Raw genomic sequence first — 15,960 nt, forward strand, 5'->3', positions numbered from 1 at the left:
TGCGCACGGCGACGATCACCGTGTACCCCAAGCCTAACGCCCCCCGAGGGCGCTGTCATTCCGGTATCCCCGGGGTGTCAGCCCGCGGCGCAGGCGAACCCGTTGATCGTGCAGCCCTTGGCGGACTGCCCGACGGCCAGCAGCGCCGGGAACCGGATCGAGAAGGTGACGCTGGCGCCCGGGGCGAGGCTGCGGGCGGCCGCCACCGGCACGATCGTCACCTGTGCGCCCGCCTGCGTCGACTGGACCTTCGCGGTGGTCCGGTTCTCGACGGTGCGGTCGCTGGGCATGGTCAGCACCACGGTCCAGCCGTCGGCGGCCAGCGTGCCGGGGTTGCGCACGGTCACCTCGGTGTCGAAGCCACCCAGCCCCAGCAGCGCGATCGTCTTGTACCCGGCGGTCAGCTGCGCGTTCGGCCCGGTGGTGACGGTCACCTCGGGCACCGGGCTGCCGCTGGCCGGGAGCCCGGACGGCGACGGGGAGGTGCTGCCCACGGTGGTGCCGGGCGTCATGGTGACGGACGGGGTGGCGGTGGCGGCGGGCTGTGAGCCGGCGGGCTGCACGCCGACGCCCAGGCCGTACTGCTCCTCGCCGACCGCGACCGGCTCACCGCCGCCGCTGTTGCCGATCATCACGGCCACCGCGCTGCTGGCCAGCACCACCAGGACCGCGGCCCCGATCAGCGAGAGCAGCCGCATCCGCCGGTTGGGCGCGGGCGGCGCGACCGGTGCGGGAGCGACCGGGTCACGGCGGCGCGGGATCGCGGTGTGCAGGGTGGCGACGACGCCGCCGAGGTCGACCTCGCCGGAGGCGAGCCGGTCCAGCGCGGTGGGCAACCGCTCACCGAACAGCAGCTGGTACGTCCGGCGCAGCTCGCGGCGACGACGCGTCCCGTCCACCCCGAAGAAGCCGGTCTGCAGGACCGTCAGTCGGCAGCCACCGTCGGCGTCGGACAGCGTCCAGGTCATCTCGGTATGGGTGTGGTCGTCGCGCCAGTGCATCGCCAACCGCTCGGCCTCCACCGCCTCGACGACGTCGGTGTCGAAGGCCGACGCCAACCCGAGCAGCCCCGGTGGGGGGAACGCGCGATATGTGTGGCCTGGCACGGCGACCAGGTCGGTGGGCATGAACCACTCGCTGAGCAGGCGCGCGTCGGTGAGCGCCCGCCACACCCGAGACCGCGGGTGGGCCAGGTCCACATCGATGGTCAGCTCAGTCACGCTCCGACTATAGAAGCGTCACGATGATCACCGTAGCCCCCGATCGGCGGCTGTCAGGCGCCCGATGGTCATCCGCACGGCACCCCGTCCACGCTGCAAGAATCCGGGCGGCCCCGGTTCGCCGCGTGGCCCACCTGGAACGACAACGTGAACGTCGTCCCGCCCTCGATGCGCCGGTGCACCGGCTGCGGAGTGAAGACCACCCGTCGTCCGGACTGCTGGAACTGGACCCGGTCCCATGCGCTGGTCACCTCGGCGCCGTCCGGCAGTTCGAGCACGGCCGTCCAGCCGTCCACCGCGGTCGAACCCGCCTCGATGGTGACCGCGCCGATGTAACCGTCGCCCCAGTCCTCGGTGGTCCGGTAGGTGGCCGTCAGTGTCGGTGGCGCCGTGGCGCTGCTGGGCGCGGCGCTCGGAGACGGTGACGCGGCGACACTCGGGGACGGGGTCGGCGCGGTCGACGGCGCGGGTGAGCCCGTACCGTCGGAGCCGCTGGTGGACGGACCGGCCTGCACGCCCGTGTCGGGGCCACGGCCGGGGCCGGTCGCCACCGCGGGACCGCCGGGCGGGCGCAGGATCAGCGTGGCCAGGGCGGTGACTGCGAGGATGGTCAGCACCATCGCCGCGACCACCGACAGCAGCCGCAGCCGCCGGTCCACGGGCATACTCAGCGCCTGCCGGACGAGACCGCCGCGCGGCGGGACGGGCGGCTCGCCCCGATCGAAATCGCCCGGATCGAAATCGTCCGGGGCGAACTTGCCCGGAGCGAACTTGCCCGGATTGAACTCGTCCGGGGCGAACTCGTCCAGAGCGAACTTGCCCGGATTGAACTCGTCCAGAGCGAACTCGTCCGGGGCGAGGGGCGCCGGTTCGGTGAGTGGCGTCGCGGCTGGCGGGGCGTCCTCGGTGGGTTCGTCGAAGGCCACCGTCATCACGGCGGGCGGGCGGCGCGGCATGTCGGCGGCATCGTAGATGTCGACGCTGCGGCGACGCCGGACCGGACCGGCCGCTTCGTCCGCGCTCAGCCGTTCCAGCAGCTCGGGCAGGCGCTGCTCGAACAGCAGCTGATACGCCCGATGCAGCTCGGCTCGGCGAAGTTGGCCACCCAGGCCGAGGAAGCCGCCCTGGCTGATCCGCAGGCGGCAGCCGGTGAGGCTGGTGGACAGCTCCCAGACCACGTCGGAGTGGGTCTGCTCCCCGCGCCAGCGCAGCACCAGCCGGTGTGGCGGCACGGCGTCGACCACGTCAACCTCGAACGGGGCGGTGAAGCCGGGCAGGTCGGGCGCGGGATAGGCGTGGTAGGTGGCGCCGGGCACCGGGGCCAGGTCGGTCTGCAGGAACCATTCGCTGAGCAGGCGGCGCTCGGTCAGCGCCTGCCACACCAGCTCCACCGGGTACGCGAGTTCGACGTCGAGCCGCAGCACGGTCACGGCGGGAATCGTAAGACGCCCGAGGGGTAATCGGTTACCACTTCAGGTGTTGTTAAGGAGCGCCTTCAGCTCCCGGTGCAGCTGCCGCCCTCCACCGTGCACGAGAGCAGCGTGAAGTCGTCGCCGGTGCCGGCGCGCAGCCCGGTCATGCCGAACTTGACGGAGGTGCCCGGGGCGAGCTTGCCGTACAGCGGGGCGAACACCCATACGTTGTCCGGTGCCGTGGTCGCCACGGTCGACCAGACCGCCCAGTTCTGGTTGTCGGTGCCGGCCGGGAACTGGACACGCACCCGCCAGTCGGCCGAAGCGCTGCCGTTGTTCCTGACCGTGACCTCGAGCGTGAACCCTCGCCACCACGGGTCCAGCGAGTAGGTCGCCGCCAGCGCCGTGGTCGTGCCGCCGCCACCGGGATTGCCCGCGCCGGGTGCCTCCACCCCCGCCGCACTCGACGGCGACAGGCTGACCAGCGGTGCACCCGAGGCGGTGGCGCCGACCGACGGGCTGGCCGCGGTGGTAGGCGAGGTGGGAGCGGACGGAGCGCCGGACGGCTGCGCCTTGAGGGTCGGCAGCGGGCTGGGCGTGACCACCCCGAACCCGTCGACGAAGCCGGCGCCGCCCGGCGCGGACGGCCCGGTCATCGGGAACTCGAGCGACGGGTCGGCGGACGGCTTGACCAGCGCCCAGGCGGCCGCACCCGAGACCAGCAACGCGGCGGTGGCCAGGGCGATGATGACCGGCTGGCGGCCGGACCGGGAACGGGTGCCGCGGTGCTCGCTGCGGGCCAGCTCCTCGACGGTCGGCGGCAGCAGCGTGGTGTCGTCGTCCTCGCGAAGCCGATGCTTGCTCACGTCCGGCGACGCTACCGCCCCGCCGCCACCGCCACGATCAGCTATCCGACCCAATCCAGTCGGTCACCACGTCACCCGCGGGTAACCGGGCAGTAATCAGCTGCGGCCCTTGATCCGACGGCCGAGTTCCCGGCTGATCTCACGGTTGGCATCGCGCTTGGCGATGTCCTGGCGCTTGTCGTATTCCTTCTTGCCCTTCGCCAGCCCCAGCTCGACCTTGGCCCAACCGTCCTTGAAGTACATGGACAGGGGCACCAGGGTGAGGCCGCCCTCGCGCGTCTTGGTGATCAGACGCACGATCTCCTTGTGGTTGAGCAGCAGCTTGCGGGTGCGCCGGGGGGCGTGGTTGGTCCAGGTGCCCATCGCGTACTCAGGGATGTGCAGCTGGTGCAGGTACAGCTCGCCGTCGCGCTCCTGGCCGAACGCGTCGACCAGCGAGGCGCGGCCCAGCCGCAGCGACTTCACCTCGGTGCCCATCAGCGCGATGCCCGCCTCGACGGTCTCGAGGATGGTGTAGTCGTGGTACGCCTTGCGGTTGGACGCGATGACCTTGCGTCCCTGCTCCCGCGGCATAACCGCCTCCTCTCACCGGTTCGGGCAACCCGACAACAATACCGATCACCGTCACCGACCCGCGATCGAGATATCCCCGACCGCACCCACCGACCGCTTCCGTCCGCCAGTGGTTGCCGTAAAGGAGCGTGGCATCGCGAAGCGATGTGGCCACGCGCGGCTGCCACTGGCTTCCGGGGACGGAAGCCGCGCCCGCGGAGGCGGGCGCCATCAGCACAGACAGCCGGGCAGCCAGTTCAGCGGCTGGATGGGGTCGCCGTCGCGGCGTACCTCGAAGTGCAGGTGGTTGCCGGTGGAGGCGCCGGTGGTGCCGACGCGGCCGATGAGCTGACCGCCGCGCACCTTCTGCCCGACCGACACCAGGATCTTGGACTGGTGCCCGTAGCAGGTCGAGATGACGTGGCCGTCGGTGCGGCCGTGGGTGATGCAGGTGTAGTTGCCGTAGCCGCCGTTCCAACCAGCCGTCGACACGGTGCCACCGCCCGCGGCGTAGATCGGCTGACCGCCGTCGGCCGCGATGTCGACCCCGGCGTGCAGCTGCCAGGTGTGGTAGTACGGGTCGAAGCGCATGCCATAGTCGCTGGACTTCCAGCCCCGGGTGGGCATGAGCAGCTTGGCGCCCGCGCGCAGCACCGGCACGAACTGGCCGTACTGCTCCTGCCAGGCCCGCAGCTGCGCGGCGATCTCCTCGCTCTGCTGCTTGACCTCCTCGTAGCGGCGTTGCACGTCCGCCTTCTGCGCCTCCGCCGCCGCGACCGCCTTCTCCCGGCGCTCGGACAGGTCCCGGAGATCGCGCTCGGCCTGCTCGGCCTCGGCGCGGGCCTCCTGCGCCTCCTTCAGCGTCGTCTGCGCGACCCGGTTGGCCTCCTCGGCGGTGCGGCGGCGCAGCTCGGCCTCGTTGGTCACCTGCTTGGCGTCTCGGCGGGCCAGCATGTAGCCGTCGATGGCCTCCTTGCGCATCTGGCCGAGCTGGCGGATCAGGTCGCCCCGGATCAGGAACTCCTGCGGCCGGGTGGCGGCCAGCAGCAGGTTGAACTCGGCCACATTGGCACCGTGCATGGTGGCGACGGCGAAGCGGGCCATCCGGTCGCGGCCGGCCTGCACCTGCTGCACGGACTGCTGGTACTGCTGGTCGGTGGCCTGCCAGGCGGCAGTGGCCGCGTCGGCCTTACGCCGCGCGGTGGCGGCCTTCGTCTCGGCGACGACCACCGCCGTCTTCGCCTTCACGATGCGCTCCTGGGCGGCGGGCAGCGCCGCGTTGGTCTCCGCGAGCTGCCGGGCCGCGGTGCGCGCCTGCTCGGACACCGACTCCAGCAGCGCGCCAGTCTTGGCCAGCTCCTTGTCGATGCGCTTCATGTCGCCGCTCGGGTCGTCGGGCGCGGCGACCGCGGGCAGCCCGGTCAGCACCACTGCCACGGTGCACAGCAGCACCGGTATGAGTCGACGCCAGCCCACGGAACCTCCTGCGTCTCGCCTGGAAACACCCTACTTCGCATATAAAGGGTGAATCGTCATAAAAACGCATACCGAGCAGGGCGAGTGACAAAAAAACCGGCCCGCCGCGGGAGCTGACTCCCGTCGGCGGGCCGGTTTCCGGTGCGGTCCGCGAACTAGACGCGGATGTAGAAGCGCAGGGTGACCCAGGCGGTGACGGCGCTGACGACCGACCCGATACCGGCCAGGATCGGCAGCATCAGGTTGACGTTGCCCCAGCTCACCGGCAGCAGCAGGTCGGTGAGCGCGGCCAGCTTGTGGTCGATCAGCACGATCTTGCCGATCACCAGCATGCCGTACGCCAGCAGCGAGCCGAGCACCGCCGCGAAGACGGCCTCCAGCACGAACGGCGCCTGGATGAACCAGTTCGACGCGCCGACCAGCTTCATCACGGCGACCTCGCGGCGCTTGCTGTACGCGGCGACCTGGATGGTGTTGGCGACCAGCAGCAGCGCGGCGATGCCCATGGCGCCCGCGACGACCAGCGACATGGTCTGGATCGAGCCCAGGATGTCGAAGATCTTCTGCAGCAGCTTCTGCTGGTCCACCACGTTGTCGACGCCGTCGAGGCCGGCGTACTTCGTGTTGATCTGCTCGAACTGCTGCGGGTCCTTCAGGCTGACCCGGAAGGAGGCGGGCAGCTCGGTCGGGCCGATCGCGGCGACCAGGTCGGGGGTGTCGTGGAACTGCTCCTTGAAGTTCTCGTACGCCATCGCCTGGTCTTCGTAGATGACGCCGCCGGGCTTCACCAGTGGGTCACTGTCGAGCTGGGCCTTGATCGCCGCGATCTTGTCCTCGGCGACGCCCTTGTCGAGGTAAATGGACACCTCGACCTGCTCGTAGTAGTGCCCCTTCATCTCGTCGACCTGCAGGTACATCAGCAGGCTGGCGCCGAGCATGGTCAGCGACACGATCATTGTGATGATCATGGCGACCGTCATCGTGACGTTGCGCCACAGGCCGACCAGCACCTCGGCCAGCACATACTTCGCACGCATCGGGGGGATTCCTCCGGTAAATACGGTCAGATCGTCAGGACAGGCAGCGGGCGGGCCGGGAGACGGCCCGCGGCCGATCAGCCGTAGACGCCTCGAGCCTGGTCACGAACGATCCGGCCGCCCTCGATCTCGATGACGCGGCGGCGCATCTGGTTCACGATGTTGGAGTCATGGGTGACCATGACGACGGTCGTGCCGGTCCGGTTGATCCGGTCGAGCAACCGCATGATCTCGATGGAGGTGTCCGGGTCGAGGTTACCGGTGGGCTCGTCGGCGAGCAGGATCAGCGGACGGTTCACGAACGCCCGCGCGACCGCGACACGCTGCTGCTCACCACCGGAGAGCTCGTGCGGGTAGCGGTGCTCCTTGCCGCCCAGGCCGACCAGTTCCAGCACCTCGGGCACCACCCGGCGCGCGACCGCCTTGGACTTGCCGATGACCTCGAGGGCGAACGCCACGTTCTCGTACGCCGTCTTGTTCGGCAGCAGGCGGAAGTCCTGGAACACACAGCCGATGGAACGCCGGAAGCTGGGGATCTTCCAGGAGCGCATTGAGCTGATCTCTTTGCCGTTCACGAAGACCTTGCCCTTGTTGGGCTTGATCTCGTGCAGCATCAGCTTGACGATGCTTGATTTGCCGGAGCCGGACGGACCGATGAAGAAGACGAAGTCTCCCTTCTCGATCGAGACCGACACGTCGTCCAGTGAGGGCCGGGACGCCTTCGGGTAGGTCTTGGTCACGTGCTCAAGTCGAATCACGGGCGAGAGTCTACGCGGTGTTGCGGCTTCGCCAAGTCCGGCGTGGCTCGCTTGACGGTATTGCCGTGAATGTTCCTGGAAAATTCCGTGATCGACTCGTGATCAACGCTTACGGTGAGTAGTCAATCGGTCCGTCCAGACGATGGTGCGCACTCATGCGGGGTGATCCCCCCGACGCGCCGACCCGCCCTAGCATCGACGCTGGCCTATCCAGAGGACGGAGAACCGAAATCCGTCTTCTAGATAGGCCAGCGTCGATTTAAAACCGGTGCCGCCGAGCTGATCAGGCCGTCTCGAGCTGGCGCTGCTTGCGCCAGCGGATGCCCGCCTCCACGAAGCTGTCGATCTCGCCGTCGAAGACGGCGGTCGGGTTGCCCGTCTCGAACTCGGTCCGCAGGTCCTTGACCATCTGGTACGGGTGCAGCACGTACGACCGCATCTGGTCGCCCCACGACCCGGCCGCGTCGGTCTTCAGCCCGTCCATCTTGGCCTTCTCCTCCTGGCGCTTGCGCTCCAGCAGCCGCGCCTGGAGCACCCGCAGCGCGGAGGCCTTGTTCTGCAGCTGGGACTTCTCGTTCTGGCAGGACACCACGATGCCGGTCGGCAGGTGGGTGATCCGCACCGCCGAGTCGGTCGTGTTGACGCTCTGCCCGCCGGGGCCGCTGGAGCGGAAGACGTCCACCCGCATCTCGCCCTCGGGGATGTCGATGTGGTCGGTCTGCTCCACCACCGGCAGCACCTCGACCCCGGCGAAGCTGGTCTGGCGGCGTCCCTGGTTGTCGAACGGGCTGATGCGGACCAGGCGGTGCGTGCCCGACTCGACGCTGAGCGTGCCGTAGGCGTATGGCACCTTGACCGCGAAGGTCGCCGACTTCAGGCCAGCCTCCTCGGCGTACGAGGTGTCGTAGACCTCGGTCGGGTAGCCGTGCCGCTCGGCCCAGCGCAGGTACATGCGCAGCAGCATCTCGGCGAAGTCGGCCGCGTCCACGCCGCCGGCCCCGGCCCGGATTGCGACCAGCGCCTCCCGGGAGTCGTACTCGCCGGAGAGCAGGGTGCGCACCTCCAGCTCCTCGATCGCCTTGGCCAGCGAGGTCAGCTCGGTGCCCACCTCGGCCAGCGAGCCCGCGTCGCCCTCGGCCTGCGCCAGCTCCAGCAGCACCTCGGCGTCGTCCAGGCGGCCGCGCAGCCGCTCGAGCCGCCCGATCTCGCCGTTGACGTACGACAGCCGCGACGTGACATCCTGCGCCTTGGCCTGGTCGTCCCAGAGGTCGGGCGCCGAAGCCTCCTGCTCGAGCTGCTCCTTGTCGCGGCGCAGCCGGTTGATGTCGAGCACGGACTCGATGTTGCGCATGGTCGCGTCGAGGGACTTGAGCTGATCGGCGTAGTCGGCAGTCACAGGACAAGACTAGTAGGGACCGCTACCGATAACCGCCCGAGGCCCGCCGCCTGGGACCGCGCTTGACAACGCGGCAGGCAACCAAGATAGTAAAGTTGGTTGCCAATTGTGAACGTTCTTCAACCGATCAGTGCACCCAATGATCAGTAGACCCAACGATCAGTGAACCCAGGGGGCGGGCTGTGTCACGGCTGGCTGGATCGTCGAAGCTGCTACGCGCCATGAACGAGAGTGCCACGCTGGCGCTGCTGCTCGATCGGGGCACCCTCACCCGGGGCGAATTACGGGAACTGACCGGTCTGTCCAAGCCGACCACCTCCGACGTGCTGCGCACCCTCACCGAGGCCGGGCTGGCCGTGGTCGTCGGGCACACCAGCGGCGGCCCCGGCCCCAACGCCGAGGTCTACGCGATCAACCCGGGCGCCGCGGTGGTCGCGGCCATCTCGGTGCGCGACACCACCGAGACCGCGCACGCGCCGTACGACGCGGCGCTGTGCGACCTCACCGGGGCGGTGCTGGCCCAGGCCGAGTTCACCCAGGAGCGGCTCGCCGCGGCCGCCGACGACCCGGTCGACACCGTCCGGCTGATCCTGGCCGACCTGTGCGCCACCGCCGGGCTGACCCCGGACCGGCTCACCCACCTGCAGCTGGGCGTGCCGGGGTCGTACCACCCGGGCACCGACACGATCCGGCACATCGACCTCACCGGCTGGCAGCGGCCGGGCCTGGTCGGCGACCTCGCCACCAGGCTCGACCTGACGGTGGCCGCCGAGAACGACGTGAACCTGGCCGCCATCGCCGAGCGCCACCGCGGCGCGGGCAAGGGCACCGACAGCTTCGTGCTGCTGTGGTTCGGCGCGGGCCTGGGCTGCGCCATCGACCTCGGGCCGTCGCTGCTGCGCGGCGCCACCGGCGGCGCGGGCGAGATCGGCTACGTCCCGGTCGGCCTGGGCGGCCAGCCCCGCGACATGCAGGAGCTGGTCGGCGGCCCGGCGGTGCTGGCACTGGCGGCGACGTACGGCATCACGGGAGCCACGGCCGAGGACGCGGTCGCCGCCGCGGTGGCCGACTCCGGCGCCGACGCGGCGGGTTTCCTGACGGCGCTGGCCGACCGGATCGCGGTTGCGCTGGCGGCGGTGGCCGCGCTGCTTGACCCGCCACTGGTGGTGCTCGCCGGGGAGGTGGCCCAGGCCGGTGGCGACACGCTGCGCGACCTGGTCGTCGAGGCGTTCCACCGCGACACCCCGCTGCGCACCCCGGTGGCGGTGACCGCGCTGCCCGACGACGCGGTGCTGCTGGGCGCCACGGACGCCGGGCTGCGCGCCGTGCGCGAAGCCCTCATCGACTCGCTGCGCTACGCGCTGACCCCGGCCTGACCCCCGCAACCTGGAGTAGCCACATGAAGATCGCAGTCGTGGGTGGAGGCTCCACCTACACCCCCGAGCTGGTCGACGGGTTCGCCCGGCTCGCCGGCAGCCTCGCCGTCACCGAGCTGGCGCTGGTCGACCCGGCCGCCGACCGGCTCGACGTGATCGGGCCGTACGCGCGGCGGCTGCTGGCCCACCACGGCCACCCCGGCGCGCTGACCTGGACCGCCGATCTGGACGCGGGGCTGAGCGGCGCCGACGTGGTGGTGCTCCAGCTGCGGGTCGGTGGGCAGGCCGCCCGGATCAGCGACGAGACGTTCCCGCTGGACTGCGGGTGCGTCGGGCAGGAGACCACCGGCGCGGGCGGCCTGGCCAAGGCGCTGCGTACGGTGCCGGTCGTGCTCGACATCGCCGAGCGCGCCGCCCGGCTGGCCAACCCGGGCGCGTGGATCGTGGACTTCACCAACCCGGTCGGCATCGTCACCCGGGCGCTGCTGGACGCGGGGCACCGGGCGATCGGCCTGTGCAACGTGGCGATCGGCTTCCAGCGGCGCTTCGCCGCGCTGCTCGGCGTCGACCCGGCGCAGGTCACCCTGGACCATGTCGGCCTCAACCACCTGACCTGGGAGCGCGCCGCGTACGTCGACGGCGTCGACCGGCTGCCCGAGCTGCTGCGCGACCACCTGCCCGCGCTGGCCGACCAGGTGCAGCTGCCCGCCGACCTGCTGACCCGGTTGGGCAGTGTCCCGTCGTACTACCTGCGCTACTTCTACGCCCACGACCTGGTCGTGCGCGAGGAGCGCGGCGCCCCGACCCGGGGCGAGAAGGTGGCCGGCATGGAGTCCCAGCTGCTGGCCATGTACGCCGACCCGACCCTTTCCACCAAGCCCGACCTGCTGTCGCAGCGCGGCGGCGCGTTCTACTCCGAGGCCGCGGTGGGCCTGATCACCTCGCTGGTCACCGGCGACGGCGGCGTGCACGCGGTCAACCTGCGCAACGACGGCCACCTGCCGTTCCTGCCCGACGCGGCGGTGATCGAGGTGAGCGCCCGGGTCGACCACGACGGTGCGGTGCCGCTGGCCGCCCCGCCGGTGCCGCCGCTGATGTCGGGCCTGATCTCCGGCGTGGCCGCGTACGAGGAGCTGGCCGTGCGGGCGGCGGTGCACGGCGGTCGGGACCGCGTCTACGACGCGCTGCTGGCCCACCCGCTGGTCGGGCAGTACGAGCAGGCCGAGGCCCTGACCGACAAGCTGCTGGCCGCCAACTCCGCGCACCTGGCGTGGGCCCGATGAACTCCACCGAACTGTTCCTGGCCGTCGACGGCGGCAACTCCAAGACCGACGTCGTGCTGGCCGACACCGACGGTCGCGTGCACGGCTTCGTGCGCGGCCCCGGTTCGTCGCCGCAGACCCTCGGCGTCGACGCGGCCGTGAAGCTGGTCGACGGGCTGGTGGCGGCGGCACTGCGGGCGGCGGAGATGCCGCCGACGGTGCCGGTGGCCCGCGCCGAGGTGTACCTGTCCGGCGTCGATCTGCCGATCGAGGTCGACGTCGCCGCGGCGGCGATCGCGGCGACCGGCTGGGCGCAGTCGTACCGGGTGGACAACGACACGTTCGCGCTGATGCGCGCGGGCACCGACAGCCCTGACGCGGTCGCGGTGGTGTGCGGGGCCGGGATCAACTGCGTCGGGCGTGCCGCCGACGGGCGTACGGCGCGCTTCCCCGCGCTCGGCATGATCTCCGGCGACTGGGGCGGCGGCCAGCACCTGGCGTCGCTGGCGATGTGGCACGCCGCGCGCGGCGAGGACGGCCGGGGCCCGGCCACCGCGCTGGTCGAGGCGGTGGCGGCGCACTTCGGCCGAGAGACGGTCCATGCGGTGATCGCCGGGGTGCACCTGGGCGAGCTGCCGTCGGCGCGGCTGGACAGCCTGAGCGAGGTGCTGTTCACGGTGGCCGCCGCCGGTGACGCGGTGGCTCGGCGGGTGGTGGCCCGGCAGGCGTCGGAGATCACGGCCCTGGCGACCGTGGCCGCGGACCGGCTCGGCCTGCGCGACCTGCCATACGAGGTGGTCCTCGGCGGCGGGGTGCTGCGGGCCGGTCACGCGCTGCTCAACGACGCGGTCTACGAAGGGGTGAAGGCCCACTCGTCGGCTGTTCGGCTAGCCGTGGTGGCTGCGCCGCCGGTGGTGGGAGCGGGCCTCTTCGCCCTGGATGCGCTGGGTGCGACGTCTGCTGCCGCGGCCGGGCTGCGCGCGGCGCTGGCGACGGCGCGACCTCAGCTCACTTAGCGATCGCGCTCTTCAGCCAGTTCAGTGCCGCCTTGTGGTAGGCGACGGCGAACTCCAGCCCAGCCGCGGTGAACTCGTCGCCTTCCTTCTTCGCCTCCTTGGCCTGCTCGCGGGCTTCCGCCAGGGCCTCGGTGTGGTGGGTGTTCGCGCTGTTGAGCAACGAGTCGAACTGGTTGGTCGCATGCGTGGATCCGAACGCGACACGCAGCGCGTATGGGTTGCGCACCAGCTCGCGGCCGGGCTCCTCGTTCAGCCAGCGGGCGAAGGCCCGCTTGCCCGACGCGGTGATCGCATAGGGCTGGCTGGCCCTGGGGCCGGGCTTGCCGAGCTTGACATAGCCGAGCTCGGCGAGGACCGGCAGCTCGCGGTAGACCTGAGACCGCGTCATGGACCAGTACGGGCTGAGTCTGCGCTCGGCCGCGGCCATGAGTTGGCCACCGGTCATCGGGCCATCGTGCAGCAGACCGAGCACGGCCGCCGCAGTAGCGTTGATTCCTACCTCTGCCATGTCTCAACGCTGCCACTTCCGCAGCCTTCTGTCCAGGATATCGCTCATACACAGTGGACTGTTCGCGCCGGACAGTCCAGCTTCGACTGTCTGATCAGACAGTAATATGTCCGTTTCCTGCCTCGGACTGCCTGCCTGGCGGGATCGCGCAAAAGCCGCATATTTCTTCGGCGTGTCGATCTTGTCGGACTGCCGACGCCTTGTGGGTGATCTTCCATGATTAGGCGCCACCACATCCGACTAATCGGACATATTCTCGCACGTAGCGTATTCGGCCCGTTTCACAGGGTGGCGCGCAGCGCCCAGAGGTCCGGATAGAACCTGAGATCAAGTCGTGACCTGAGATACGGCGCCCCCGCCGAGCCCCCGGTGCCCGGTTTGGTGCCTATCTGCCGTTCTGCCATGAGCACGTGCCGCGCCCGCCACAGCGCCCACGCCTGATCGTGCGCGAGCAGCGCCTCGGCGACGTCCCACAGCGCCCCATAGCGCCCCCGATCGTGGGCGACGGCCGCCAGCGAGGCAAGTCGCCGCTCCGGTGTGTCCACCGCGAAACCGTGCGCGGCCAGCAGTGACAGGAAGCCGTCCCACAGACTCGGCTCAGCCAACCGGGCGCGCAGCCGTCGCCGCTCCACGGGATCCAGGTCGCGCAGCCGCTCCACGAAGCCGGGGTCCTTCAGCCCGGACAGGAACTCGATCTCCCGGAACTGGACCGACTGGAAGCCCGAGGCAGGTGCGAGGTTTGTCCGGAACGTCAGGAAGTCCTGCGGGGTCATCGTGTCGATCACGTCGACCTGCTGCATCAGCAACCGCTCGATCACCTGGCAGCGTTCCAGCCGTACCCGGGGCACATAGGTCTCCCCCGCCAGCAGATGGTCGCGCGCGTCGGCCAACTCGTGCAGCAGCAGCTTGAACCACAGCTCGTACACCTGATGGATGGTGATGAACAGCAGCTCGTCGTGGGCCGGCGGGTCCGATTCGGGCTGCTGCTGGGCCAGCAGCTGCGGAATCCGCAGGTACCGCCCGTAGGTGAGTCGCCCGCCCTGCTCGCCGAAGCTGCGCTCGCCCTCGGCGACGGCCGCCCCGTCCTCGGGAGAGCCGGTGCGAGCGCGGGGATCGCCCACGTGCGGACCGGCCCGGTCACCTGACGGGTGGTAGGTCACCCATCAACCGTAACCTTCATCCGATTTGTCCGCATAGCACCACGCCGCACCCGCCCGGTGGGGCGGGTGCGGCGTATCGGCGCAGGTCAGGCGCGCGGGTTGTCGGTGTCCATGTGCGGGTACCGGTGGTCCTTCGGCGGCACGAAGGTCTCCTTGATGGTCCGCGGCGACATCCAGCGGACCAGGTTGTGCCAGGAGCCCGCCTTGTCGTTGGTGCCCGAGGCCCGGCCGCCGCCGAAGGGCTGCTGGCCCACCACGGCACCGGTCGGCTTGTCGTTGAGGTAGAAGTTGCCCGCCGCGAAGCGCAGCTCCTTGGCCATCCACTCCAGGGCCCGGCGGTCCTGGGCGAAGATCGCGCCGGTCAGCGCGTACGGCGCGACGCTCTCGGCCTGGCGGACCACGGCCTCGAAGTCGGCGTCGTCGAAGACGTGCACGGCCAGGATCGGCCCGAAGTACTCGGTGGTGAAGACCTCGTTGGCCGGGTCGTCGCAGACGATGACCGTCGGCGAGACGAAGAAGCCCTCGCTGTCGTCGACGGTGCCGCCGACCAGGATCTCGCAGGACTCCGACGCCCTGGCCTTCTCGATCGCCGCCGCGTGCCGCGCGAACGCGCGCCCGTCGATCACGGCGCCGCCGAAGTTGGCGAAGTCGTTCACGTCACCGTAGGTCAGCGACCGCGTGTCGGCCTCGAGCTGATCGCGCACGCCCGCCTCCCACAGCGAGCGCGGCACGTACGCCCGCGAGGCGGCCGAGCACTTCTGGCCCTGGTACTCGAAGGCGCCCCGCACCAGCGCGGTGACCAGCGCATCCGGGTCGGCCGACGGGTGCGCGATGACGAAGTCCTTGCCGCCGGTCTCACCCACGATGCGCGGGTACGACCGGTAGCCGGCGATGTTGTCGCCGATCTGCTTCCACAGGTGCTGGAAGACCTTGGTCGAGCCGGTGAAGTGGATGCCCGCCAGGTCCGGGTCGGCCAGGGCGACGTCGGAGACGGCCAGGCCGTCGCCGGTGACCATGTTGATCACGCCCGGAGGCAGGCCCGCCTCCTCGAACAGCCGCATGATGAAGTGCGCCGCGAACTGCTGGGTGTGCGCCGGCTTCCACAGCACGGTGTTGCCCATCAGCGCCGGGGTCGCCGGCAGGTTGCCCGCGATCGCGGTGAAGTTGAACGGGGTGATCGCGTAGACGAAGCCCTCCAGCGGGCGGTGGTCGAAGCGGTTCCACACCCCGGGCGAGGAGATCGGCTGCTCGGCCAGCAGCTTGCGGCCGAAGAGCACGTTGAAGCGCAGGAAGTCGATCAGCTCGCAGGCGGAGTCGATCTCGGCCTGCTGGACGGTCTTGGACTGACCGAGCATGGTGGCGCCGTTGAGGGTGTCCCGCCACGGTCCGGCGAGCAGGTCGGCCGCCTTGAGGAAGATCGCCGCCCGGTCGTCGAAGGACATATCACGCCAAAGAGGGGCGGCTTTTTTCGCGGCCGTCACCGCCGCCACCGCATCGGCGTTGGTGGCATTGTGGGTGACTCCCAGCACATGCGAGTGCTTGTGCGGCTGGACGACGTCGATCGCCTGGCCGCCACCCATGCGCTGCTGCCCGTCGATGGTCATCGTCAGGTCGACCCGGTCGGCGGCCAGCTCCTTCAACCGCTTGCTCAGGTTGGCCCGCTCCTTGGAGCCAGGGGCGTAGGTCCGCACCGGCTCGTTGTGCGGGTCGGGCACCAGGGATACGGCATCCATCGATGGCTCCTTCGATCGGAAGGGATGTCAACGTCGTTTGCATACTCGCATGCAAAGCACGCCCGTGACATCGGGCGAGCGCTGCCATGTGATCCGTTCCACGTGGCCGGGCCAGCCCTCCCGGTCCACGATACCCACCCTTCCGGCATGGCTAGGCTAGGTCGCCAGAGCACCCCGACCCCCTTCGC

Annotated in this window: 14 protein-coding genes; 3 read left to right on the forward strand and 11 right to left on the reverse strand. The window is 70.3% G+C overall.

The window, feature by feature from the left end; all coding sequences use genetic code 11:
* Positions 1-77: 77 nt before the first annotated feature.
* From KUA19_RS04850 to prfB, 8 genes are all read right to left on the reverse strand, one after another.
* Positions 78-1,220 carry an SRPBCC domain-containing protein gene (locus KUA19_RS04850; RefSeq protein ID WP_217394889.1) on the reverse strand — a complete coding sequence of 381 codons (1,143 nt, stop codon included), beginning with the start codon at positions 1,218-1,220 and terminating at the stop codon, positions 78-80.
* Positions 1,221-1,288: 68 nt separating this feature from the next.
* Positions 1,289-2,650, reverse strand: a complete 1,362-nt coding sequence (locus KUA19_RS04855) for a cellulose binding domain-containing protein (RefSeq protein ID WP_217394890.1) — start codon at positions 2,648-2,650, stop codon at positions 1,289-1,291.
* Between the two features lie 65 nt (positions 2,651-2,715).
* On the reverse strand, positions 2,716-3,498 hold the full coding sequence (locus KUA19_RS04860) for a cellulose binding domain-containing protein (RefSeq protein WP_217394891.1): 783 nt from the start codon (positions 3,496-3,498) through the stop codon (positions 2,716-2,718).
* A gap of 96 nt (positions 3,499-3,594) precedes the next feature.
* Complete coding sequence (gene smpB, locus KUA19_RS04865; RefSeq protein ID WP_217394892.1) at positions 3,595-4,071, reverse strand: SsrA-binding protein SmpB; 477 nt, start codon at positions 4,069-4,071, stop codon at positions 3,595-3,597.
* Positions 4,072-4,281: 210 nt separating this feature from the next.
* Entirely contained in the window at positions 4,282-5,526 is a 1,245-nt protein-coding gene (locus KUA19_RS43770) for a peptidoglycan DD-metalloendopeptidase family protein (protein ID WP_308167335.1), read from the reverse strand.
* 155 nt (positions 5,527-5,681) lie between these two features.
* Positions 5,682-6,563, reverse strand: a complete 882-nt coding sequence (ftsX, locus tag KUA19_RS04875) for a permease-like cell division protein FtsX (protein WP_217394893.1) — start codon at positions 6,561-6,563, stop codon at positions 5,682-5,684.
* Positions 6,564-6,640: 77 nt separating this feature from the next.
* Complete coding sequence (ftsE, locus tag KUA19_RS04880) at positions 6,641-7,321, reverse strand: cell division ATP-binding protein FtsE (RefSeq protein WP_203689272.1); 681 nt, start codon at positions 7,319-7,321, stop codon at positions 6,641-6,643.
* A 283-nt stretch (positions 7,322-7,604) separates the two neighbouring features.
* Complete coding sequence (prfB, locus tag KUA19_RS04885) at positions 7,605-8,717, reverse strand: peptide chain release factor 2 (protein WP_308167336.1); 1,113 nt, start codon at positions 8,715-8,717, stop codon at positions 7,605-7,607.
* A gap of 221 nt (positions 8,718-8,938) precedes the next feature.
* On the opposite strand from prfB, the gene KUA19_RS04890 reads away from it, so the two are divergent.
* The 3 genes from KUA19_RS04890 to KUA19_RS04900 are packed head-to-tail and all read left to right on the forward strand — an operon-like array spanning position 8,939 to position 12,371.
* Positions 8,939-10,093, forward strand: coding sequence for an ROK family transcriptional regulator (locus tag KUA19_RS04890; RefSeq protein ID WP_254548667.1), 1,155 nt, complete (start codon positions 8,939-8,941; stop codon positions 10,091-10,093).
* A 23-nt stretch (positions 10,094-10,116) separates the two neighbouring features.
* Complete coding sequence (locus KUA19_RS04895) at positions 10,117-11,376, forward strand: 6-phospho-beta-glucosidase (protein WP_217394895.1); 1,260 nt, start codon at positions 10,117-10,119, stop codon at positions 11,374-11,376.
* On the forward strand, positions 11,373-12,371 hold the full coding sequence (locus KUA19_RS04900) for an N-acetylglucosamine kinase (protein ID WP_217394896.1): 999 nt from the start codon (positions 11,373-11,375) through the stop codon (positions 12,369-12,371). The genes KUA19_RS04895 and KUA19_RS04900 overlap by 4 nt, the downstream gene beginning before the upstream one ends.
* On the opposite strand, the gene KUA19_RS04905 is transcribed toward KUA19_RS04900, so the two are convergent.
* The 3 genes from KUA19_RS04905 to pruA all read right to left on the reverse strand — a co-directional run bounded on the left by KUA19_RS04905 (position 12,364) and on the right by pruA (position 15,772).
* Positions 12,364-12,879 carry a PadR family transcriptional regulator gene (locus tag KUA19_RS04905; protein ID WP_217394897.1) on the reverse strand — a complete coding sequence of 172 codons (516 nt, stop codon included), beginning with the start codon at positions 12,877-12,879 and terminating at the stop codon, positions 12,364-12,366. The genes KUA19_RS04900 and KUA19_RS04905 overlap by 8 nt on opposite strands.
* Before the next feature lie 281 nt (positions 12,880-13,160).
* Positions 13,161-14,039, reverse strand: coding sequence for a tryptophan 2,3-dioxygenase (locus KUA19_RS44435; RefSeq protein ID WP_308167337.1), 879 nt, complete (start codon positions 14,037-14,039; stop codon positions 13,161-13,163).
* 86 nt (positions 14,040-14,125) lie between these two features.
* Entirely contained in the window at positions 14,126-15,772 is a 1,647-nt protein-coding gene (gene pruA / locus KUA19_RS04915; protein ID WP_217394898.1) for an L-glutamate gamma-semialdehyde dehydrogenase, read from the reverse strand.
* Positions 15,773-15,960: the final 188 nt, after the last annotated feature.

This window comes from Catellatospora tritici, assembly GCF_019083965.1.
GTDB lineage: Bacteria > Actinomycetota > Actinomycetes > Mycobacteriales > Micromonosporaceae > Catellatospora > Catellatospora tritici.

What these genes read in the sequence shown, in the direction of transcription:
- smpB (WP_217394892.1), bottom strand. Translation starts at nt 4,071, where the DNA reads ATGCCGCGGGAGCAGGGACGCAAGGTCATCGCGTCCAACCGCAAGGCG.
- ftsX (WP_217394893.1), bottom strand. Translation starts at nt 6,563, where the DNA reads ATGCGTGCGAAGTATGTGCTGGCCGAGGTGCTGGTCGGCCTGTGGCGC.
- KUA19_RS04890 (WP_254548667.1), top strand. Translation starts at nt 8,939, where the DNA reads ATGAACGAGAGTGCCACGCTGGCGCTGCTGCTCGATCGGGGCACCCTC.
- KUA19_RS04895 (WP_217394895.1), top strand. Translation starts at nt 10,117, where the DNA reads ATGAAGATCGCAGTCGTGGGTGGAGGCTCCACCTACACCCCCGAGCTG.
- KUA19_RS04900 (WP_217394896.1), top strand. Translation starts at nt 11,373, where the DNA reads ATGAACTCCACCGAACTGTTCCTGGCCGTCGACGGCGGCAACTCCAAG.
- KUA19_RS04905 (WP_217394897.1), bottom strand. Translation starts at nt 12,879, where the DNA reads ATGGCAGAGGTAGGAATCAACGCTACTGCGGCGGCCGTGCTCGGTCTG.
- pruA (WP_217394898.1), bottom strand. Translation starts at nt 15,772, where the DNA reads ATGGATGCCGTATCCCTGGTGCCCGACCCGCACAACGAGCCGGTGCGG.